The 20,449-nt window shown below is 57.2% G+C and carries 19 protein-coding genes and 1 pseudogene; 9 read left to right on the top strand and 11 right to left on the bottom strand.

Annotation, left to right across the window (positions count from 1 at the left end; genetic code table 11):
• Nucleotides 1-9: 9 nt before the first annotated feature.
• Nucleotides 10-444: a YeeE/YedE family protein gene (locus AB9L16_RS16940; protein WP_056791428.1), complete on the top strand. Its 435-nt coding sequence runs from the start codon at nucleotides 10-12 to the stop codon at nucleotides 442-444.
• A gap of 2 nt (nucleotides 445-446) precedes the next feature.
• The gene (locus AB9L16_RS16945; protein ID WP_076563632.1) at nucleotides 447-866 is read left to right on the top strand and encodes a DUF6691 family protein; all 420 of its coding nucleotides are present in this window, start codon (nucleotides 447-449) and stop codon (nucleotides 864-866) included.
• Between the two features lie 58 nt (nucleotides 867-924).
• Here the strand turns inward: AB9L16_RS16945 and AB9L16_RS16950 are convergent, their stop codons facing one another.
• The 4 genes and pseudogenes from AB9L16_RS16950 to lepB all read right to left on the bottom strand — a co-directional run bounded on the left by AB9L16_RS16950 (nucleotide 925) and on the right by lepB (nucleotide 5,225).
• Nucleotides 925-1,734, bottom strand: coding sequence for an EAL domain-containing protein (locus AB9L16_RS16950; protein ID WP_375122437.1), 810 nt, complete (start codon nucleotides 1,732-1,734; stop codon nucleotides 925-927).
• Between the two features lie 139 nt (nucleotides 1,735-1,873).
• Entirely contained in the window at nucleotides 1,874-2,746 is an 873-nt protein-coding gene (locus AB9L16_RS16955) for a methyl-accepting chemotaxis protein (protein WP_370695147.1), read from the bottom strand.
• A pseudogene (locus AB9L16_RS16960) lies at nucleotides 2,732-3,808 on the bottom strand (methyl-accepting chemotaxis protein); the annotation flags it as partial. The pseudogene AB9L16_RS16960 and the gene AB9L16_RS16955, both read right to left, overlap by 15 nt.
• Nucleotides 3,809-4,427: 619 nt before the next feature.
• A complete protein-coding gene (lepB, locus tag AB9L16_RS16965; protein ID WP_258706980.1) occupies nucleotides 4,428-5,225 on the bottom strand; it encodes a signal peptidase I in 798 nt (265 codons plus the stop codon).
• Between the two features lie 647 nt (nucleotides 5,226-5,872).
• Here lepB and dusA point away from each other — a divergent pair.
• On the top strand, nucleotides 5,873-6,859 hold the full coding sequence (gene dusA / locus AB9L16_RS16970) for a tRNA dihydrouridine(20/20a) synthase DusA (protein WP_375122438.1): 987 nt from the start codon (nucleotides 5,873-5,875) through the stop codon (nucleotides 6,857-6,859).
• A gap of 27 nt (nucleotides 6,860-6,886) precedes the next feature.
• On the top strand, nucleotides 6,887-7,306 hold the full coding sequence (locus tag AB9L16_RS16975; protein ID WP_252867991.1) for a DUF2388 domain-containing protein: 420 nt from the start codon (nucleotides 6,887-6,889) through the stop codon (nucleotides 7,304-7,306).
• Here the strand turns inward: AB9L16_RS16975 and AB9L16_RS16980 are convergent, their stop codons facing one another.
• Complete coding sequence (locus AB9L16_RS16980) at nucleotides 7,307-8,140, bottom strand: undecaprenyl-diphosphate phosphatase (RefSeq protein ID WP_252876642.1); 834 nt, start codon at nucleotides 8,138-8,140, stop codon at nucleotides 7,307-7,309.
• Between the two features lie 491 nt (nucleotides 8,141-8,631).
• Between AB9L16_RS16980 and AB9L16_RS16985 the strand changes: the two genes are divergently transcribed.
• The 3 genes from AB9L16_RS16985 to AB9L16_RS16995 all read left to right on the top strand — a co-directional run bounded on the left by AB9L16_RS16985 (nucleotide 8,632) and on the right by AB9L16_RS16995 (nucleotide 12,094).
• A complete protein-coding gene (locus AB9L16_RS16985) occupies nucleotides 8,632-9,372 on the top strand; it encodes a winged helix-turn-helix domain-containing protein (RefSeq protein WP_375122439.1) in 741 nt (246 codons plus the stop codon).
• 277 nt (nucleotides 9,373-9,649) lie between these two features.
• On the top strand, nucleotides 9,650-10,309 hold the full coding sequence (locus AB9L16_RS16990; RefSeq protein ID WP_016775451.1) for a helix-turn-helix domain-containing protein: 660 nt from the start codon (nucleotides 9,650-9,652) through the stop codon (nucleotides 10,307-10,309).
• Between the two features lie 390 nt (nucleotides 10,310-10,699).
• Nucleotides 10,700-12,094: an undecaprenyl-phosphate glucose phosphotransferase gene (locus AB9L16_RS16995; protein ID WP_095182401.1), complete on the top strand. Its 1,395-nt coding sequence runs from the start codon at nucleotides 10,700-10,702 to the stop codon at nucleotides 12,092-12,094.
• A gap of 322 nt (nucleotides 12,095-12,416) precedes the next feature.
• Here the strand turns inward: AB9L16_RS16995 and AB9L16_RS17000 are convergent, their stop codons facing one another.
• The 6 genes from AB9L16_RS17000 to galE all read right to left on the bottom strand — a co-directional run bounded on the left by AB9L16_RS17000 (nucleotide 12,417) and on the right by galE (nucleotide 18,618).
• Nucleotides 12,417-14,495, bottom strand: coding sequence for a YjbH domain-containing protein (locus AB9L16_RS17000; protein WP_150634841.1), 2,079 nt, complete (start codon nucleotides 14,493-14,495; stop codon nucleotides 12,417-12,419).
• Entirely contained in the window at nucleotides 14,492-15,253 is a 762-nt protein-coding gene (locus AB9L16_RS17005; RefSeq protein WP_375122440.1) for a capsule biosynthesis GfcC family protein, read from the bottom strand. The genes AB9L16_RS17000 and AB9L16_RS17005 overlap by 4 nt, the downstream gene beginning before the upstream one ends.
• The gene (locus AB9L16_RS17010) at nucleotides 15,250-15,915 is read right to left on the bottom strand and encodes a YjbF family lipoprotein (protein ID WP_252882399.1); all 666 of its coding nucleotides are present in this window, start codon (nucleotides 15,913-15,915) and stop codon (nucleotides 15,250-15,252) included. The genes AB9L16_RS17005 and AB9L16_RS17010 overlap by 4 nt, the downstream gene beginning before the upstream one ends.
• A gap of 12 nt (nucleotides 15,916-15,927) precedes the next feature.
• Nucleotides 15,928-16,989, bottom strand: coding sequence for a polysaccharide biosynthesis/export family protein (locus AB9L16_RS17015; RefSeq protein ID WP_052269119.1), 1,062 nt, complete (start codon nucleotides 16,987-16,989; stop codon nucleotides 15,928-15,930).
• A 145-nt stretch (nucleotides 16,990-17,134) separates the two neighbouring features.
• Nucleotides 17,135-17,371: a hypothetical protein gene (locus AB9L16_RS17020; RefSeq protein WP_016775457.1), complete on the bottom strand. Its 237-nt coding sequence runs from the start codon at nucleotides 17,369-17,371 to the stop codon at nucleotides 17,135-17,137.
• A 230-nt stretch (nucleotides 17,372-17,601) separates the two neighbouring features.
• Complete coding sequence (gene galE / locus AB9L16_RS17025) at nucleotides 17,602-18,618, bottom strand: UDP-glucose 4-epimerase GalE (RefSeq protein WP_016775458.1); 1,017 nt, start codon at nucleotides 18,616-18,618, stop codon at nucleotides 17,602-17,604.
• A 387-nt stretch (nucleotides 18,619-19,005) separates the two neighbouring features.
• Between galE and galU the strand changes: the two genes are divergently transcribed.
• Both galU and AB9L16_RS17035 read left to right on the top strand, forming a co-directional pair.
• Nucleotides 19,006-19,839 carry a UTP--glucose-1-phosphate uridylyltransferase GalU gene (gene galU / locus AB9L16_RS17030; protein ID WP_024013613.1) on the top strand — a complete coding sequence of 278 codons (834 nt, stop codon included), beginning with the start codon at nucleotides 19,006-19,008 and terminating at the stop codon, nucleotides 19,837-19,839.
• A gap of 32 nt (nucleotides 19,840-19,871) precedes the next feature.
• The gene (locus AB9L16_RS17035; RefSeq protein ID WP_016770593.1) at nucleotides 19,872-20,285 is read left to right on the top strand and encodes a mannose-1-phosphate guanylyltransferase; all 414 of its coding nucleotides are present in this window, start codon (nucleotides 19,872-19,874) and stop codon (nucleotides 20,283-20,285) included.
• Nucleotides 20,286-20,449 lie beyond the last annotated feature (164 nt).

Below are 20,449 nucleotides of genomic sequence, written 5' to 3' on the forward strand. Positions count from 1 at the left end.
AGGCGTCCCATGAATGTCGACTGGCTCAATTTCACGCCTTGGTCTTCCCTTGCCGGCGGCGCGCTGATCGGCCTGGCCGCGAGTCTGTTCGTGGTCGGCAATGGACGTATTGCCGGCATCAGCGGCCTGATCGGCAGCCTGCTGCAACGCAATCGTGAAGGCGCCAGCGAGAAGGCGCTGTTCATCCTTGGCCTGCTGGTGGCGCCACTGCTGTGGGGATTGTTCAAGGCGTTACCGCCGATCGAGTTCCAGAGCGACTGGTCAGGGCTGATTCTCGCAGGGTTATTCGTAGGGCTTGGCACACGCTACGGCTCAGGTTGCACCAGCGGCCATGGCGTTTGCGGCATATCGCGCCTTTCGCCACGTTCGATGCTCGCCACTGCCTGCTTTATGCTCAGCGGGTTCTTCACCGTATTTGTCCTGCGCCATCTGACGGGAGTTTGAACGTGCTCAAACTCAATGCATTCCTGGCCGGCCTGCTGTTCGGCGTCGGATTACTTCTGGCGGGCATGGCCAATCCGACGAAAGTCCTGGCGTTCCTCGACGTGGCCGGGGCCTGGGATCCCTCGCTGGCATTGGTCATGGTGGGCGCCATTGCCATCGCTATCGGCCCGCTGACCTGGGCACGCCGGCAACGCAAATCGGTACTGGGCAACCCCATGCAACTACCCGCCCGAAAAGAGCTGGACCGACGTCTGGTTGGTGGCAGCCTGCTGTTCGGGGTCGGTTGGGGGATAGCCGGCATCTGCCCTGGCCCGGCAGTGACCATCCTGTTGACAGGCCACTGGCAAGCAATCGTTTTCGTATTGGCGATGCTCGCAGGCATGGGGCTATTTACGCTGCTGGAAACCCGACGCAACCCGTGACCGCAGAACAACCGACATTAAGGCGCAGGGCACCCACGGCAGCCAGTGTTGGTGGTGATCAATGTTTTGCACAAGATCGCGGATTGGATGATCTCCCCTGCCACGCACTCGTCGAGATCTGCGCCAATGATTTAAAGGCCGGCCTGGCGAACCAGTAGCCCTGCATCAGGTAAATGCCGCAATCGGCGAGAAAGTCTCTTTCCTCGGCATCTTCTATGCCCTCGGCGATCACTTCCACGCCCAACTCTCTACACATGTTCACCACGTTGCGCACGATGGTCTGGCGTACGCGGTCACGGTGAATATTGCGGATCAGCGCCATATCCAGCTTGATCAGGTCTGGCTGAAAATCCGCCAACAAGTTAAGGCCGGAATAGCCTGCGCCAAAGTCGTCGATCGCCGTCTTGAAACCAAACTCACGATACTCACGCAAGATATTCATCAAATGCTTGTTGCTTTCAACGTGCTCGCCTTCCACGGCCTCAAAGATCAGCCGCTCCAGCGGAAAGCCGTATGTGCGCGCCGCTTCCAGCGTGCTGCGAATACACATCTCCGGCCGGTAAACGGCATTCGGCAGAAAGTTGATCGACAGGTACTGCGTCATGCCCAAGTCAGCCGCCGTGGAAATCGCCCGCACACGACACAGTTGATCGAATCGATAACGGTTCTGATCGTCCACCTGCTCCAGGACAGACAAGGCGCCTTCACCGTTTACGCCGCGAACCAACGCTTCATGGGCAAACGTCGTTTGATCGCGCAGATCCACAATGGGCTGGAAAGCGAAGGCGAAATCCATCTCTGGCACACCTTTGTTCTTACAGCCCTGGCAGCCACCGGGAGACACTATTGATTTTGGAAAGTCGGTCATGACACCCCTGATAACGGGTTGTAACCTTCCATGGTGATAAATGATCAGTTGCAGGATTGCGTCATCTGCAAACCAGGCAACAACTGCAGCCCTGCGGCGCCTGAATATTCAAAGGCGCCGCGTGCTCGACGTTAAATGGTCAGGTGCGGAAATGCGCGGTCATTCGCTGCAGGTCCTGCCCCAGGGACGCCAATTCGATCGTCGCCGCCGCACTTTCTTCGCTGGCGACAGCCGACTGGTCAGCCACATCACGCACACTGACAATGCTGCGGTTGATTTCGTCGGCCACGGCACTTTGCTGCTCGGCGGCGGCCGAGATCTGCAGACTCATCTCCTGGATCGTACCGATGGACTGATTGATCTCGGTAATCGCCAATTCGGCCTTCTGCGCCAGTACCACCGTATCGAGGGTGCGCTCGCGGCTTGAGGTCATCAGCGTCGCGGCCGCTTGCGTGCCTTGTTGCAGGGTGACGATCAACGCTTCGATTTCCTTGGTCGAGTCCTGCGTGCGCTGTGCCAACGAGCGCACTTCGTCTGCCACCACAGCAAAACCACGTCCCTGCTCACCCGCCCGTGCGGCTTCGATAGCGGCGTTCAACGCGAGCAGATTGGTCTGCTCGGCGACGGCTTTGATCACATCGATGACTTTGCCGATCTGCTCGCTGTCCTGAGTCAGCACGTTCATCGCACCGCCCAACTCCTCAATGGCCATGGCAAGTTCGCTGATCTGCACCGTCGCCTGCTTGACCACCGTGCTGCCATGGCGCGCCTGCTGATCGGCGAGGGTCGCGGCAGCGGAGGCATCGGTGGTGTTACGCGCAACTTCCTGCACCGTCGAAGCCATTTCGTGCATCGCTGTGGCGACCTGATCGACCTCGCTCTTTTGCTGACGCACACCCGCGCTGGTCTGCTCGCTCATGGCCGAGAGCTTTTCCGCAGAGGTGGAAATCTGCGTAACGCCATTGCCGATACCTTGCACCAGCGTGTTCAGGTTCTGCGCCATCTCCTGCATCGCATTTTGCAGATCGCCCAACTCATCTTTGCGCGCAGACCTGGCCTGTACCGTCAGGTCGCCTTTGGCAATCCGTCGTGCCAGATCAACCGTCAGCGCCAGCGGCGCAGTAATCTGGCGCGAGATAACCAATGAAGCCAACAGCCCGATCACCAGCGCCAACGCAGTCAATACCGCCATCTGAATAAAAGCCGAATGCTGATCCTCATGCGCAAGGCGCTGCTGGGTGTCCATCAGGCCACTCATGATCTTGTCCATCGCCTTGCTTTCCTGGTCGACCTGCTCGCGCATGTTCTGCTTCTGCTCAAACAGCCCGGCCACTTCCATCAATACTTCGCGATAACGCCGCATGCCGGAGTGGGCTTCTTCCAGTTGGCTCGAAAGCGCCGTCGGCAGGCTGGTGCGCGCCTTGCTGATATCACTCAAGAAGCTATCGATGGTTTCCATCAGCAGTTTTTTGTTCACGTCGTTGGGCACCGCGATGTAACGACGCAACATCAGGCGAAACGTGGTCATGCCATTGCGCAAATCGGCCACCGTGCGCAGCTCCCGAACGCGTTCACCATCGGCAGACGCCAAGGCACTGGTCGTGGTGCCTTCAAGCATGCCGGCAAAAGTTTGCGCGTACTTGTCCGACAGCGCCGTCAGCGGTTTCAGCGCATCGGTGGTCGATTGATCGGCAGCGATCAGCCGTTTGACCTTCTGGTCGTAGGCAACAATCGTGGTTTGCAAAGCCTTCAAGGCTTGCTGGTTTTCAGCGCGGGTTAACGTGTCCAGCGCCTTGCCCACAAGGCCCTGCAAGACATTCAACTGCGCGTTATAGGATTCGGCGAACGCTGCGTCAGCGGCGGCTTCGTACTGTTTCTCGGACAGACGCATATTTTGCGTAGCGTCATTCAACGTGCCGATCAGACGCGTCGTACTCAAGCGATCAACCAGCACGCTGTTGCTGTTATAGCCGATGAAGGCAACCGCCAAAACGGCCAGCAGAAGAATGCCGAAGCCGGTTCCCAGCTTGCGGGAAACTTTGATGTCACCGAGGAAATTCGATGCTACTGCCATATTCAGCCTCAAACGTCCTGACGCGAAACGCCAGGCACAAAAAAATTGATCTCCGGTAACCACAGTCACCGTCCAGACATTCGGGGGGTCGTCATCCAGGGCGTAATACGGGACGCTCCAGCTGTCCCGGAAATGCAAATGCCGATGCTGTTGAAGCGTCGAAAAGAGACCTGACGCGAGCACCGGCAGACAAACCCTTCACGTCGCAAACAGAGCATTTGCACGCTGGATTTATCGTTTCAGCAAAGGTGTCTGGAGGGATGCTATTAATTTTGCGAAAACTTGTACAACTTTATATTTTTGTATAATCGTTGAACTTTTTGCGCGGCGTGATGACGCATTGCCATCATGATTTATGGCACATCGCCATTGGCGTGAAACGGGGTTGAAAATGCGGATTCAGATGCATGGTCACGCAATCACTGCCTCGAAGGCGTCCGGTGTGTGGTGGGCATGGGTACACGCAGATTGCCTTGATGGCCATGCAGGGATGGTTATGTAGTTGGCGATGCTTACCAGGTGACGCGGTTGAGGAGGCCGAAATCTGCGGTTGAGTCGGCTAGTCAGTTTGGCTAGATCTGCGAGTGAAAGCCGTCACCTTAAGGTGACGGCTTTTGTTTCACTGAAAGGCTGTGCCAATCCTCGATCGATCGGATGAATACCAGATTCCGGTGACTTTACCGGTAATGTCCTGGACTGCGACCTGACCCATAAAGCGGCTGTCGTTACTGCTGTCGCGGTTATCGCCAAGCAGATAAACATAATCTTTCTCGACCACCGTCTGCGGCGTTTGCAGATAACGAGGATCCTTCACGCGATCTGGCGGTGCAAAGAACAACCCCATGTTTTCGCCGTTGCGAATGACCTTTCCGTCAACAATCGACAAGGTATCGCCACCCACTGCCGCCACACGTTTAACCGCCTCCGTGCCGTTATAGCGATACACCACAATGTCTCCCACCTGCGGCGCGTCGATGCGCATGTTGGTGACGATATAGTCACCGATCGAAAGGGTCGGAACCATCGAGCCGGAGGGGATCAAGTAAGTCTTGAACCCTAGCGTCGGGCCTCGCAATGGACCGAAAAGAACCAGCGTAAAGATGACCAGCGCCACCACGTAAAGCACATGGAAACGGGTGCTGGGGCTGTTCACCGGACGGTCGTTTCTACGCACCGATATCGCAGCCGCCGTGGCTGAGCCGAGTTTCACCAGGACAATAAACGTAGCGAAGACATACAGGCCCACTGGCGTGGCAGGCACCCCGCAGACACCGAGTAAAATCACCCCCAGATAAAGCAAAGCGGCAACACGCACCGCCCACTTCACCTGACCGGCATACACCAGACCCCAGCCGGCCACTAGGCACGACATCACAAATGCTTGCAGCGGCAACTTCGGCTTATCAGGAGTAGACATAAATTCTCTTCACGTAAATAGCTAACAATCAAGCGCCCGGCCTATTCAGCCAATAGGGCGCTACGGGCAATGCAGTGGGGGTTATTTAGCGAAAAATAACCGGTCGTGCGCAATTGCAGGCTGTACAACTCCTGACGGATGAACGAAAAGGAGCCATCACTCTCGCTACCAAACGAAGGGTGGAGGCCATACGCAGGTTGGTAGACCGGTCGTCAGGAACCCCGGCGCATCCGAAGACGCCCCGCGCATGACCACCATAAAACGAAGACGAGAAACGTCATCGCAAGACAGTAGTCTTGTGCTTCTGACGGAACGGGCTACCAAACCCGATCACTGTTTTCAGTGACCCGGAGACGATAAAACCCGCAGGCTAGACGCACAAGCCGGCGGATTCTGTCTTAGGTGTAGGGGGAGGCGCAAGACAAGGTAGGCTTCGGATAACTTTCACCAGTCAGATTTAAACAAGCGCCTGCGCAATCGTTTAAACGGATACTGAAGGACAGAAAACAGGCAGAAATACACCTCCTCCCATCAGGCCGAGCGCGTCGGAGCCCAGTTCAAACCACAAACAGCGGCTCGCAAGCCTTTGCCTGTTCGCAGACCTGATAAACTCTTGCGCCTTCGCCTTCTTGATCCAGATTCCTCACATGTCCCTACAACCCGTCACACTCTCCCGCCGCTTCTCTGTCGCCCCGATGATGGATTGGACGGACCGCCATTGCCGTTTCTTCCTACGCCTCCTGTCGAAGAACGCCCTGCTCTACACCGAAATGGTCACCACCGGCGCACTCCTCAACGGCGATCACGAACGTTTCCTGCGTCACAACGAAGCCGAGCACCCGCTGGCGTTGCAGCTCGGTGGTAGTGTTCCGCTCGATCTCGCCGCCTGCGCGCGCATGGCTCAGGAACACGGTTACGACGAGGTAAACCTGAACGTCGGCTGCCCAAGCGATCGTGTGCAGAACAACATGATCGGCGCCTGCCTGATGGGGCATCCGCAGTTGGTGGCCGATTGTGTGAAGGCGATGCGTGATGCGGTGTCGATTCCGATAACGGTGAAGCATCGCATCGGGATCAACGGTCGGGACAGTTACGCTGAGCTGTGTGATTTCGTCGGTACTGTGCGGGATGCCGGCTGCACGAGTTTTACCGTGCATGCGCGGATTGCGATTCTGGAGGGGTTGTCGCCGAAGGAGAATCGTGACATTCCGCCGTTGCGCTATGACGTCGCGGCGCAGTTGAAGGCGGACTTTCCGGAGCTGGAGATTGTGCTGAACGGCGGGATCAAGACCATGGAAGCCTGCCATGAGCATTTGCAGACCTTCGATGGCGTGATGCTCGGGCGTGAGGCTTATCACAATCCGTATTTGCTGGCGGAGGTGGATCAGCAGTTGTTTGGCAGTTCGGCGCCGGTGATCAGTCGGGCTGAGGCGCTGGCGCAATTGCGGCCTTATATAGCTGAGCATTTGTTGGCCGGTGGTGCGATGCATCACATCACGCGGCATGTGCTGGGCCTGGGCACGGGGTTCCCGGGAGCGCGGAAATTCCGTCAGTTGTTGTCGGTGGATATTCACAAGGCCAAGGATCCGCTGGCCTTGCTGGATCAGGCGGCTGAGTTGCTTGAAGGTCGTTGATTGATGGTTTGAGTGTGCGGGCGACGCATGAGCGTTGCCCGCTGTTTTGATGTACTGACAGGATGTCTTTTGTTTATGCCCGCGTTTAGTTTTTCTGCTTTCAAGCGTTTCACCCTCCTCGCCTTATTCAGCTTCACTTCCGACGTTTATGCGCACTGCGATGGCTTTTGCATGGGCCGTACCGATACGCCGTGGGAGGTGACGCAGCTTTCCGCCTTCACTTTGGTGTCTTTAATCCTCGCACCTATTTCGTCTAGCCAGGAAACGACCGACAGTCACAAGCGTGTTTACTCCGCCGAGGAGCAAGAAGACGCGCGACTCTATCTGGCCAGCGACGGCATGCTGCAGGCCGCATATTTCACCTCGGCCTTGCAGCGCTTTCGTCAGGAGTCGGCGGATTCGGGGTTAAATGATCTCGCCGTGGCGGCGTTGATCAGCGCTCAGTGATCAGGCGGCCGCTGCGGCGGTCCAGTTGACCCAGCCGAACAGCCAAGTCGCCAGAATCAACAAACCAAACGCGATCCGATACCACGCGAACGCGGCATAGCTGTGGTTGGCGATAAATTTGAGCAGGCCACGCACTGCGATCATCGCGAAGATGAAGGCGGTGACGAAGCCGAGGGCGAAGACTGGCAGGTCGTTGGGTTGGAACAGGTCGCGGTATTTGTAGCCGGAATAAACGGCGGCGCCGACCATGGTCGGCATGGCGAGGAAGAACGAGAACTCGGTGGCGGCTTTGCGCGACAAGCCGAAGAGCAGACCGCCGATGATGGTCGAGCCGGAGCGTGAGGTGCCGGGAATCATCGCCAGGCACTGTACGAAACCGACCTTCAACGCGTGAGACCAGCGCATGTCGTCGACATGTTCGACGCTGACTACATGGCTGCGCTGTTCGGCCCATAACATGACGATGCCGCCGACAACCAGGGCGACGGCAACGGTGATCGGGTTGAACAGGTATTCATGAATCGCGTCGGCGAATAACACGCCGAGGATAACGGCCGGGAAAAACGCGATCAGCAGATTAAGGGTGAAACGTTGCGCGTTGCGCTCGGTGGGCAGGCCTTTGACGATATCGAAGATCTTCGGACGAAACTCCCAGACCACAGCAAGAATGGCCCCCAGTTGAATAATGATGTTGAACGCCATCGCGCGTTCGCCGCCAAACTCGAGCAGGTCGGCGACAATAATCTGGTGGCCGGTACTCGAGATGGGCAAAAACTCGGTCAGGCCTTCAACCGCGCCTAATATCAATACCTGGAAAAGGGTCCAGAAATCCATTAATCCTCCGTCAGAGCACTCAGGGTGAGCGACCGGTTCAATAACACTCAGGGGTTGAGTATCTGAAGTAATGCATACAGCGATTCGCCGATCCGGAAGAATAGGGTTTATGCAGAGTTAGACTCAAGAGCTGTTAGTAATCGTCGGCCGACGAACTAAACGGAAAAAATTTACATCTATTACAACAAATATTTCAGTTCAGATATGAAGTGTGATCAACCTCACACATTGTTGACATGGCCAATCAGTGGCAAAAGGACATAGACAAAGCCATCGCCACAAGCTCAAAATAGTGGCACCATTGCATATAGCCATCATCTACGCGCTATTTCACAACCCCGAGAAAATCAACTAAAAGCTTGAAAAGCTTAGTTATTGTTAGAAATCTCGGGAGACACGTCTAAAATCCGCGCAAATGTTACCAATTGTCAGTCACAGATAAGAACCGGTGCTTTAACATCCCGATGTCAGCACCTAATTCGAGTCAACGCATGATGCTCTCAGGGAACTTGGCGACGAGAAGTCCGCGCCCGACAAATGATGAATCCGGTGTTCTTGCTCTGGGTCGTACACTGGGTGTGGCTGATCATTTGAGATCGCTGATCGCAAAGCACGTGCAGCCCGATATGACCCTGGAAACAGGTGCTTTCACTAGTTCATATAAGCAGCACGGTTACATCGGTTCCTACCGCGCCATTTTCGTCATCATCGATAATCCACAAGCCATCGAAGAAAATCTGGCCCTGGTGCAGAACCTGCGCGATGACAACTTGAAGCCGCTTATTTGCACAATTGTCACCGGCCGCGGTGCCGTCAACAAGATCAAATATTTCCTCGCCGGGGCGGATGCCTGTATCAAGCTCAACACATTGAGCGATGACAGCGAAGACTTGCTCGCGGAGTTCTTCAACAGCGAAGACTGGCAACGAGATATCAATCTCACGCTTGATCCGACGCGAATCTGCCTGATGGACAGTCGGCGCAAACTGGATATCTCTTTCGCCGAAATGAAGATTCTCGAAGCCTTTGCGCACACCGGCAATCACATTCTGAGTCATGATGAAATCGCCAGCATCATGGGCCTCAACAGCAATTTCTACGATCCTCGGGCACTGGAAAAATCAATCAGTCGCTTGCGTGGAAAAATCAAGGACATGTATGGTACAAACGCGATTCAGAGCATCCGCGGCTACGGCTATCGCCTGATGCGGGGCCTGATATCGACTGCCTGAGTCTCGGGCAGTCTTCCCTTTTGCATACGTACGAAGGATCGTCTGATGCAGCCATATCGTTTCAATTGCGCCTCATACTTATTAAAACTCAAGCACTTGAATGAGCACGGCATCACGCCACATAACAATAAAACTCCATAACATAGCAGCAGATCGAGTGGAATTTATCGATGGCCATTTTCGGCCAGAACCCTGCCTACGATTACTTCCGAGGAAGTCATTGCTCGCCTGCCGATTTATCTTTTAGCCAATTTTGGTGTGTATTTAGGAGAGAGACATGGAAACGAGTACAACCCTCCCCAGAAAATATTTTGTTGTTGTGACGCACAGCACAACGTCGCAACGTGAACTGGAAAGCATCTTGTCCAGTGAGCGTTTCAATTCGTTTGGCACGTCGCAGGCACAAATGTTTGTTGAAGGTGTTGCTTCGCCCTCTTCCGCCCCGATGGTCATGGAGTTCAGTTACCCGAGCCTAAGTCGAAAGAACGTTGCGCGCAGTATCGAACATGATACTCAACGCATACTGGCCACTCTTGAAAATGAATGGCGAGCCGCGCAAACAGACAATCCGTTTCAAAGCTTCCCGACCCGCAGTGCAGAACGCGCTCATATCTCCAATGTCAGCGACAGCACTGAACCTTGCAGCGATACTTGGCATCTCGACGATGAACAAGGCGTGTTGCTCAAGGACAATGTTGCGATCAGCCTGACTGGCCTGGAAACCGCTCTGGTCAGGAAAATGCTGAGCCATGAAGAGCGCGTGGTCAGTCGTGATGACCTGATCATCAGCATTGGTCGGGAACCCGAGCAATACCGTGGCCTGGAAATGTGCCTGAGCCGATTGCAGGACAAGTTCAAGAGTGCGAGTAATGGCGAGCGATTGTTCCGAGCCGTAAGAAATCGCGGATATTGCCTGATCCAGGAAGTCGTAGCGTAATCACCGGCGCCACTAAAACCGAGACAAACAGATATAAAGTGCGACTACAACAACAAGAAGAGCACTCTGTCTGGTTTTCCCTCCCTGATTCAATAAAAGCTTCCCTGCCTCCACCCTGCAACAGTAACAAATACCTCCTCGCCTTTTCATCCCCCGCTCTACGACCTTTTCTAACAGCCATCTATTTAATTATTAAAAAGTTGGCACTGTGCCATCTTGTTAGAACTCGTCAGACACCATTCCCGGCAATAACTTAGTCTATTGGCTGACGACAGTTCGGCTCTCGATGTTGTTACCTCAAGACACTCGCTAAAACAAAAACAATAAGTCTGCATAACAACTCGGCTTTCAACTGTTGAAACCTGAATGGACGTCTTTTGGGGATATCGTATGGATCTTTCTCTCAGTATTAATCGAAGCACGGGCCTCAAGGGACTGACCTTTTGGGGCCAATGGGCGCTGGCACAGGCTTTCGTTGTGACGCTGCTGTTCATTCTCGCTGAACAGCACACCGGCACCGTCGCGTTCTACTACCGAATGTGCGCCACCCTCGCCGTCCTGGCTTCGGTGCCGGCTTACACATTCAGCGGCGTTTATCGCAAACGCGACAACTACCTGACCGGCCTCGGCCGCTTGTTCATGGGCTGGTCGATGACCATGGCCGCGCTGGCGTGCATCGCGTTTGTCTGCCAGGCCGATGAGCTGTTTTCCCGTCAGGTGATTCTGAGCTGGGCGGTGTACGGCTTCCTCGGTCAGGCGTTCCTCTACGCGCCGCTGCATGCGTTTTCCAAGTTCTACCAGCGTTCGCGTAAAAGCGAACACCGGACGCTGATTGTCGGCACCGGCGAACTGGCGTTGGGCCTGGCGAAAAAACTCAGCCAACTGGAAAACCTGCCGCTGATCGGGCTGGTCAGCAACGGAGACAAGCCCGCTCTCGGCTCCGATGCACCGCGTATCGTTGGTGCTCAGGACGAGTTGCTTGAGCTGATCGAGGCCCACGACATCCGTCGTTTGTACATCACCCTGCCCCTGTGCGAAGCCGCGAAAATCGAAGCGATGTATGTCGATTTGCTCGGCGCCAACGTCGATGTGGTGTGGGTGCCGGACTTGAACAGCCTGACCCTGCTCAACCACTCGGTGAAAGTCGTGGACGGCCTGCCGGCGATTTACCTGAACGAAAGCCCGCTGACCAGCCGCCCGACCGCTGCTCTGAGCAAGAGTCTGGTTGAGAAAACCGTGGCGTTCCTGGCGATCATTGCGCTCAGTCCGCTGCTGTTGATCATCGCTCTGGCGGTGAAAATCAACTCGCCCGGCCCGGTGTTTTTCAAGCAGGACCGCCATGGCTGGAACGGCAAGGTGATCAAGGTCTGGAAATTCCGCTCGATGCGTGTCCACGATGACCGCGAAGTGAAACAGGCCAGCCGCAATGACTCGCGCATTACCGCAGTAGGTCGTTTTATCCGCCGTACTTCGCTGGATGAGTTGCCGCAGTTGTTCAACGTGTTGCAGGGGCACATGGCGCTGGTGGGGCCACGGCCGCATGCGGTGGCGCACAACAATTACTACTCGGGCAAGATCCTCGCTTACATGGCGCGTCACCGAATCAAACCGGGCATCACTGGCCTGGCACAGATCAGCGGCTGCCGGGGTGAGACCGACACCATCGACAAGATGCAGAAGCGTGTCGAGATCGACCTGCAGTACATCAACAGCTGGTCGTTGTGGCTGGATCTGAAGATCCTCGTGAAGACGCCGTTTACGTTGTTGTCGAAGGATATTTACTGAGGCTCAGCGCTGCAGATCACAAGGGGACGAAAGTCCCCTTTTTTGTGGGCGGGATTTTGGTAACCGGTATCGACTACCGGCACAAACCTTGTAGGAGTGAGCCTGCTCGCGATGGCGGTGGGTCAGTCAATGACGATGTCGGCTGACACGAAGCTATCGCGAGCAGGCTCGCTCCCACAGGGATTCGGGCGATGCCCTGGATGTGTGGCGTGACGCCGATCAGTTGTGGGAGCGAGCCTGCTCGCGAAAGCGGTGTGTCAGGCGATGGAGATGTTGGATGTGCCGGACCATCGCGAGCAGGCTCGCTCCCACAGACCAGCGCCTACTCGGTAATCTTCTCGAAGTTGCGATAGAACATGTCCCCTTCCCGGCTATCCGTCATCGAGTGCAGTTGATAGCTGCGGCTCAGTCTGGCGCCGCCATCTCGAGTCAGTGGCGCCCAGACCAGGTTGGCGCGGCGCATGGTCGACATGCTCATCATTTCGTCGAACGGGATCGACAGGTACAGGCCCTTGTCGAAACTACCTTCGCCATATTCCGCGCTGCTGGCCGTGGTGATGGTTGCCCAGGCACCGACCCGCACGCCGTTGAAGAACTCACGCGAGATGTCCACGGTGGTGCCCCAGTCTCCGGCCAGATAGCGACCGACACTGACCGCCGCCAGCGTGTCGAACGGCAGGTCGGTATAGCCGGTGATATGCCCGGTCACTACCGAGTAATCGCGCAAGGCAAAGCCCTGATCGAAATCACGCTGGCGCACCCAGTTCAGATCCGCGCCCAGCGACCAGCGCTCGCCGGTCGGGCGGAACAACACTTCCGCGCCGACGCCGGCAAACATCGATTCCAGATAGCCGCCGTACACCATGCCGTACAGATCCTTGTCCAACTGCTCGGCATGGCTGAGCTGGAACAACGGCATGGTCGTGTTTGACGTGGTCAGGTACTGGCGCAAATCCGTGCGCACGCGGGGCAAACCGCTCGGTGCGTCGTAGACGAATTTGTCGAAGTTGTTGACCAGGTTGGCGCTGAGCAAACCGCTCCACCAAGTGTTGCGGTTGAAACGATATTCCGCGTCCGCATCGGCACTGAATTGATAGAGCAAACCATCCGGGCCGCCGACGTTCTGCTTGAAGCCCAGACCCACGCCATAGCTGAAATGCTGCGGCGCTTCGGTGTAGAGGGTCTTCTCGTTGCGCGGCATCGCCGGGTTGATTTCGGTGGTGCGGTGCAGCGACTCCAACGGTTCTTCATTGTTGATCACTTCGCGGAAGGTCTGGCGCGGCAGGCTGGTTTCTTCCAGCGGCAGGTCGTAGCGCTTGTTGACCACGGTAAACCAGTCGATGTCGTCGTTGACGCTGTTGTCGAGAATCCGGCTCGCGCGGCCAACGGCTTTGGACGAATGGAAATACCGCTGCTGCTCGCCGTAGACGATCAGTTCGGAATCGCGCTGACTGATGCGCTCGACCTTGTACCCGGCGTTCTGCTGCAAACGCCGCGACACATCGGCCCAGTTGACCTGTTCCATCGAGGTCGTCGGCGCCTTCGCCGGCAGCGGTTCGGGAGTCGGATCGTAGGTCTTGGCCGGCGCTTTGCGGCTGACGAAATTGGTGTGAAAGGTCACGCCGAACATCGCCGTATTGCCCCGTTCCCAGGCAGCGCTCAGGTCGATCGAATCGGTCACCTTGAACACCGCGCCAAGGTTGATCGGCGAGTCCTGTTTGATCTCGTTGTCCTTCGGCTCGTTCTTGTAGTCGTTGCCTTCGAATTCCAGCTTCAGGCTCAGCCGATCCCACGGCGTCTGGTAGCTCACGCCACCGAACAGAGAAGGCTTGCCACGAAAGTACGCGCCGGAGTTGACGTCACCGGTGCCTTCCAGCGCCGGGCGCGTATCGAAGCGGCTGCTGACGTAGCCCAGCGGGTTGTCGAAGTCGCCGCGATTACCGATGTAGCCCCAGGCGATGCCGGCACTGAAATCGAAATTGTCGAAGCGCTTGTTGGCGACGAAGAATTCGCTGGAGAACAAACCGGTACCACCGATATCTCGAAAGCCCAGCGCCACTTCCGGCGCCCAGTGGCTTTCCTGCCACAGGCGCACTTTGGCGTCGACCGCCTTGTCCTTGTAGCTTTGGCTGCCGCTGAGGGCCTCCGAGCCGTACGGCCGGTTGGTGATCGCGGTGTAGCGGAACGAACCTTCGAGCCAGTCCAGCGGTTGCAACGACACGCTGTAGCGGCTGTACGGGTCGGTGCGGTTGGCATTGACGCTCAGCTCGCCGGCCGGGGCCATGCGCGCCGTTGGCGTCTGCAACAGACCGGTGCCACCGAAGTCATTCTGGGTGATGCGCGGCTCGGCGTGGGCCAGACCGCAGGGCAATAACAACACAGCTGCAAAACGTAACTTCAACGAACCACCTCGGCCAGCTGCGTGGCAATGAATTCGGCCAACTGCTGATTCAGTTCAGGAAGAGGCGGATCTAGATCATCATTTTTTATCGGCACCAGAATCCTGCTGCCAGCCACCGGAAACTGCCCGCTCTCGCGATTCCAGTGCGCGATGCCGACGCGCCGCGACACGCCGTTGGGCTGGATCAACCACAGGTAATCGGCCTCGGCATCGTCGAGAATCGAGCAGCCTTCGAGATATTCGCGGGCCTCCTGCAATGGCTGGTACGGCAGGTGGCACGGCTCGGTGACCGCGCCCAACACCTGCACTTCATCAACCCGTTTCGGATAGATCAGCCGATCGCCGTCATCCAGGCGCATGTTGCGGGCGAAGCCGACTTCCACCGCCACCGGATCGAGGTCAGCGATCTGCCGTCCGGTCACTGGCATTTGCCGGACTTCTTCAGCAACGCGCTGTGCCAGTGCCGCGCGGCTTGGCCGATCAAACAGCGTCGCCATGCGCTGCAGCACCTCGAGATCGAACAGCACACCAACCTTGAGCCGTGTCTGTTCCTCGACCAGCGACTGGCGCAACAAGCCGCCCGCCAGCCAATAGCCTTCGGCATTGGGCACGGCTTCGCTGATCACATCGAACAGGCGTCCACCCGGCGGCAATGCGATCGGACCGGGATTGGCGACGTCGCCGGACACGATGACGGCGGCCTGACTCGCCCCAGCGATCAGCAAAAGACCCGCAGCCAAAATGCTTGAGCGCTTCACGGCAGATGCCTGCGATCAGGCGTCAGCTGAACCAGCTTCACGCGCAATTGCGAGGTCAGTTGTTGCTCGCTTTGCAGAATGAAACCGTCGCGCGGGTCGACCCAGTAACGGTTGGTCGCGCTGAGGCCGATGGCTGGCGCGTCAATCTGTTCATCGACGCGCAGCACCGAGTAAGCCTTGTCGAGAATCTCCAGGGTCTCGGTGGAACGGCGCGAAAAGCGGCTGTTGACGATCACGCCGACTTCCTGGCCCTTGTACAGATCAATCCAGCGCCGTGTGGTGAAACCGTCGGCGACGTGATGCAGACCGTGCTTGAACGGCGAATCATCGGCCAGCCGTGTGCCATCCAGATCACCTTGCAGACCGAGGCCGATGCTGCGCACGGCGAGGCCATCGCGCAGCAGCAAAACCTGCTTGCCGGAGGCGACCCAGAATTGCAGGTCTTCGCGCTCGCGCACCAGCGCCAGCACGCCTGAGCCGGACGGTGTGGTCAGTTTCAGTTGCGGGTAGTTGACCCCGGCGACTTCGGCCGCCGAAACGTCAACCTCGTCGGGGCCGACGACGGCGGCCTTGAGGTTGTTCAGCGACGCGCTCATCAGAGGATTGCAGCCGCACAGCAACGAGGCCGCCATCAGGCAGACGCCCACTTTCAATAGGTTCACAGTCGGGCGGCCTTATTTGCTGTTGTTGCTGTATTCGCTCCAGTTCTTCGCTGCCGAAGCCCCGGTGCCGACAATCGACGCCGACGGCACCAACTGGCTGATGAAACGGTTCCAGCGAGTGACGTTGGCCGGGCCGACGTAGACCACATCCTGTGGCCGCACCTGGAAGTGCGAAGCCAGCGCCATGGCGGTCGGTGATTCGGCTTCGAGCTGATAGATCTTCGCCGGCTCGACGTCGAGATTTTCCACGCCGCGAATCACGTACACCGCGTTGCCATTGGAACTGGTCTGACTCAGGCCACCGACCGAACCGAGCACGTCGGACAGGTTCATGGTTGCGGTCTTGAAGCTCAGCGCGCGCGGCTGGTTGACCTCGCCCATGACGTAGATGCGCTTGTTGTCGTTGTACGGCAGATACAGCTGATCGCCGCCCTTGAGGTAGACGTTCTGCAGTTCGGAATCCTGCTGATTGAGCGTGTCGAGATTGAGTGGATAGACCCGCCCGTTGCGCGTCAGCAGCAGGCCCGACAAGTCGGCGTTATTGGTGTCGATGCCAGCGGAACCGAGGGCTTCGACCACGCTCAACGGATTGGTCGAAATCGCTTGCGGGCCGGCCTTCGTGACGGCGCCGGTGACCACGACTTTCTGACTGGCGAAGCGCAACACCGCGACGTCGACCTGCGGCTCGGCGATGAATGCCGACAGGCGTTGTTCGATGTCCGCACGCAGTTGCTGGATGGTCCGGCCGGCGGCCTGGACTTCCTTGATGAACGGGTAATACAGCGTGCCATCGGAGCGCACCAGTCGGCCGTTGGCATCGATCTGTTGTTGCGCGCCGGAGGGGGCGGTGAGCTCCGGGTGATCCCAGACGGTGATGTACAGCACGTCATTGTTGCCGATGCGATATTCCGCCGGCGTCACCAGCAGCTCCGCCGGCAGTGACTCACGCTTTTGCGTGGCGCGGTTCATGGCGATCAGCTTCGGGGTGATCGGGATCAGCTCGACCCGACTGCTTTCGCTGGCACCCTGGCGGGTGATATCGCTGGTGCTCAGGTACTGGCCGGGGGAAAACATGCAACCTTGCAAAGCGAGACTTGCCAACATTAAAAGATAAACACTACGAGTCATAATGGCACTACGCTATTCAAGGGCGAATCCAAAAAACAAAGTCACCCGACTTGCGTCGGGCGACTCTGTACTGCACTAACAAATGTTCCTGTTAGTTATGCGTGCCGGTTGTACCGGTGGTACCCGTCGTACCGGTGGTACCGCCGTTGGCACTGCCACCGCTGTTGGACGCCGCTACAGCACTGGCAACCATTGCAGTACTGGCCGCGGGCGCTTGCGAAGCCGCCACACTGCCACCTACATTGGTTACCGCTGTCAACGGCGCTTCAGCGGCGGCAGCCCAGTTGCTCAACATCGTCAACAGGGCAACTGCCATCACTTTTTTCATAACAACTCCTTTCTAACATTCGAACTGTTAAAAAACAGATCTGTGTCAGAGCTGGTAGCTTTCAAGTCCGCAAAGAGCGCGAACAAGATCCGCTGTTCTTTCACAGTCCTGTGCAACTGCTAAAGTCGAACGGCAGGTTTATATCTACGGACTTGCAAAAGGCATTGCCAGTGTAATTTCCCGACGTTATCTAACAACCTGACTGAAACTAACATCGGACTAAATGGCCATCATCGCGAATAACCATTGGGATGATTCGATTGCCAGCGCCAAGTGTCGGCAACCATGTCCTGCAAGTTGCGCGTGGCTTTCCAGCCGAGTTCTTTCGCCGCTTTCGAAGCATCGGCAAAACTCTCAGCGATATCACCGGCGCGGCGCGGCATCATCCGGTACGGCACCGGCCGCCCGCAGGCCTGTTCGAAGGCATGTAGCACCTGCAGCACGCTGTAGCCGTCGCCGGTGCCGAGGTTCCAGGTGTGAATGCCGGTGCGCTCGCTGATCGACTGCAACGCTTTCAAATGCCCATCCGCCAGATCGACGACATGAATGTAATCGCGCACGCCGGTGCCATCGGCGGTCGGGTAATCGTTACCGAAGATCGACAGCTCGCGCAGGCTGCCGACCGCGACCTGGCTGATATACGGCACCAGGTTGTTCGGGATGCCGTTGGGGTCTTCGCCCATGTGCCCGCTGGCGTGGGCGCCGATCGGATTGAAATAGCGCAGCAGCGCGATACTCCAGCGCGGCTCGGCGAGGCTCAGGTCGCGCAGCACGTTCTCGACGATCAGCTTGGATTGGCCGTAGGGATTGGTCGGATTGCCCGTCGGAAAATCCTCGCGAATCGGCATCTCTTCGGGCTCGCCGTACACCGTTGCCGAGGAACTGAACACCAGCCGGAACACCCCCGCCGCCGCCATCGCCTGGCACAGGGTGATGCTGCCGCCGACGTTGGTTTCGTAGTATTCGAGTGGTTTGCGCACACTCTCGCCCACGGCTTTCAGCCCGGCGAAATGCAGCACGGCGTCGATCTGATGTTCGCGGAAAATCCGGTCGAGCAGCGGCCGATCGCAGACATCGCCGCGAATCATCCATGCACTTTTGCCGCAAATGGCTTCAACGGCGTGAAGTGCTGCGTCGCTGCTGTTACAAAGATTATCCAGAACGACAACTTCATAACCTGCTTCAAGCAATGCAAGTGTGGTATGCGAGCCGATATAGCCGGCACCACCCGTTACCAGAATCTTCATAGCGTGGTCCGTCATTGAATAAATACCCGGTAGCGTGTCAAGCCATGCCTGGTGGATATGCGGAGCAATTCACACAAACAGGGCGACAACAACCTCAAACAAATTTAGTTCAACCACTGGCAATAATTATTTTTGCCGGTCAAACTGTTTGACGGGTACTTATTAGCACTCCCTGGATACTTATCACTATCGACAGATACCGACTAAAAATAACTTACAACCAAGTAGTCGACATCTCATAACATTAGCGCTTTTTAACAGCACAACTAATTGCCAGCAACAACCTGACTCGGGTATTAAAGTAAGCCTTCAATAATCATTGAAACTTGCCGCCACTTTGTGGCGCGCAACCGTCGCCTGTGTTCCATGACTGTCCAGGATACTTTTATGATTCGTAAATGTTTGTTCCCCGCTGCCGGCTACGGCACGCGTTTCTTGCCGGCGACCAAAGCCATGCCGAAAGAGATGCTGCCGATCGTCAACAAGCCGTTGATCGAATACGCCGTTGAAGAAGCACGGGACGCTGGCCTGCAACACATGGCCATCGTCACCGGCCGGGGCAAGCGCGCGCTGGAAGACCACTTCGACATCAGCTACGAACTCGAGCACCAGATTCGCGGCACCGAGAAAGAGAAATTCCTCGCCGGCACCCGCGAGCTGATCGACACCTGCACCTTCTCCTACACGCGTCAGGTGGAAATGAAAGGCCTGGGCCACGCCATTCTCAGCGGTCGCCCATTGATCGGCGACGAGCCGTTTGCCGTGGTGCTGGCCGACGACCTGTGCCTGAACCTCGAAGGCGACGGCGTGCTGTCGCAGATGATCCAGCTGTACAAGAAATTTCGCTGCTCGATCGTCGCCATTCAGGAAGTCCCGGCCGACCAGACTCACAAGTACGGCGTGATTGCCGGTGAGCTGATTTCCGAGGGCATCTACCGGGTCAACAACATGGTGGAAAAACCGGCGCCGCAGGACGCGCCGTCGAACCTGGCGATCATCGGGCGCTACATCCTCACCCCGGACATCTTCGACCTGATTGCCGACACCGAACCGGGCAAGGGCGGCGAAATCCAGATCACCGACGCACTGATGAAACAGGCACAGAACGGCTGCGTGCTGGCCTACAAATTCAAAGGCCTGCGCTTCGACTGCGGCGATGCAGAGGGTTATCTGCAGGCGACCAATTTCTGCTACGACAACGTGTACCTCAAGGGCCGCTGAGACGGCTTTTCTCTCCCCACAGGCAGGCAACCATGAACATTGCACAACATTCGACAGAGATTGAACGTGAGGTGGGCAACCTCGGGGTGATGAGCTGGTTGTCGCGCCATCAACCGCTGCCCAGCGCCAACGAAACCTGGCTGGGCACGATTCTGCTGGTGGAGCGGATCGGTGTGTTTCCTGCGTCCGGCGATATCCGCCGGCCGCTGCGTGATCCCTATCCGCTACTCGCGCATCTGAAGGCGTTGTATGGCGAACAGGCGCTGGAAATGGATGACCGCGATGGCCTGAAAGTGATCTTCAGCGACTGGCGCTTTCGCGTGCGCATCTGCTGCAACGACCCGGCGATCATCATCAACGTGGAAACCCGTTGTGATGCGCGGTTGATGCCGCGCAAGCTTGACGAACTGCTGGGGCTCATCGACGCCTTCAAGCACGACGCCTGATCACCCGGGCTTCACGCCGATCCATTGTGGGAGCGAGCCTGCTCGCGAAAGCGGCGGCACAGTCAGCATTGATCGTTCCCACGCTCCGCGTGGGAATGCATCCGGTGACGCTCTGCGTCACGCTGCGGAGGGACGCGGAGCGTCCCGGGCGGCATTCCCACGCG

It is taken from the genome of Pseudomonas sp. LW8 (genome assembly GCF_041956865.1).
Taxonomy (GTDB): Bacteria; Pseudomonadota; Gammaproteobacteria; order Pseudomonadales; family Pseudomonadaceae; genus Aquipseudomonas; species Aquipseudomonas siliginis.

Coding starts and splice junctions, on each gene's coding strand:
- AB9L16_RS16940 (WP_056791428.1), top strand. CDS start 10: ATGAATGTCGACTGGCTCAATTTCACGCCTTGGTCTTCCCTTGCCGGC.
- AB9L16_RS16950 (WP_375122437.1), bottom strand. CDS start 1,734: ATGACCGACTTTCCAAAATCAATAGTGTCTCCCGGTGGCTGCCAGGGC.
- AB9L16_RS16955 (WP_370695147.1), bottom strand. CDS start 2,746: ATGCAGGAGATGGCGCAGAACCTGAACACGCTGGTGCAAGGTATCGGC.
- lepB (WP_258706980.1), bottom strand. CDS start 5,225: ATGTCTACTCCTGATAAGCCGAAGTTGCCGCTGCAAGCATTTGTGATG.
- dusA (WP_375122438.1), top strand. CDS start 5,873: ATGTCCCTACAACCCGTCACACTCTCCCGCCGCTTCTCTGTCGCCCCG.
- AB9L16_RS16975 (WP_252867991.1), top strand. CDS start 6,887: ATGAGCGTTGCCCGCTGTTTTGATGTACTGACAGGATGTCTTTTGTTT.
- AB9L16_RS16980 (WP_252876642.1), bottom strand. CDS start 8,140: ATGGATTTCTGGACCCTTTTCCAGGTATTGATATTAGGCGCGGTTGAA.
- AB9L16_RS16985 (WP_375122439.1), top strand. CDS start 8,632: ATGATGCTCTCAGGGAACTTGGCGACGAGAAGTCCGCGCCCGACAAAT.
- AB9L16_RS16990 (WP_016775451.1), top strand. CDS start 9,650: ATGGAAACGAGTACAACCCTCCCCAGAAAATATTTTGTTGTTGTGACG.
- AB9L16_RS16995 (WP_095182401.1), top strand. CDS start 10,700: ATGGATCTTTCTCTCAGTATTAATCGAAGCACGGGCCTCAAGGGACTG.
- AB9L16_RS17015 (WP_052269119.1), bottom strand. CDS start 16,989: ATGTTTTCCCCCGGCCAGTACCTGAGCACCAGCGATATCACCCGCCAG.
- AB9L16_RS17020 (WP_016775457.1), bottom strand. CDS start 17,371: ATGAAAAAAGTGATGGCAGTTGCCCTGTTGACGATGTTGAGCAACTGG.
- galE (WP_016775458.1), bottom strand. CDS start 18,618: ATGAAGATTCTGGTAACGGGTGGTGCCGGCTATATCGGCTCGCATACC.
- galU (WP_024013613.1), top strand. CDS start 19,006: ATGATTCGTAAATGTTTGTTCCCCGCTGCCGGCTACGGCACGCGTTTC.
- AB9L16_RS17035 (WP_016770593.1), top strand. CDS start 19,872: ATGAACATTGCACAACATTCGACAGAGATTGAACGTGAGGTGGGCAAC.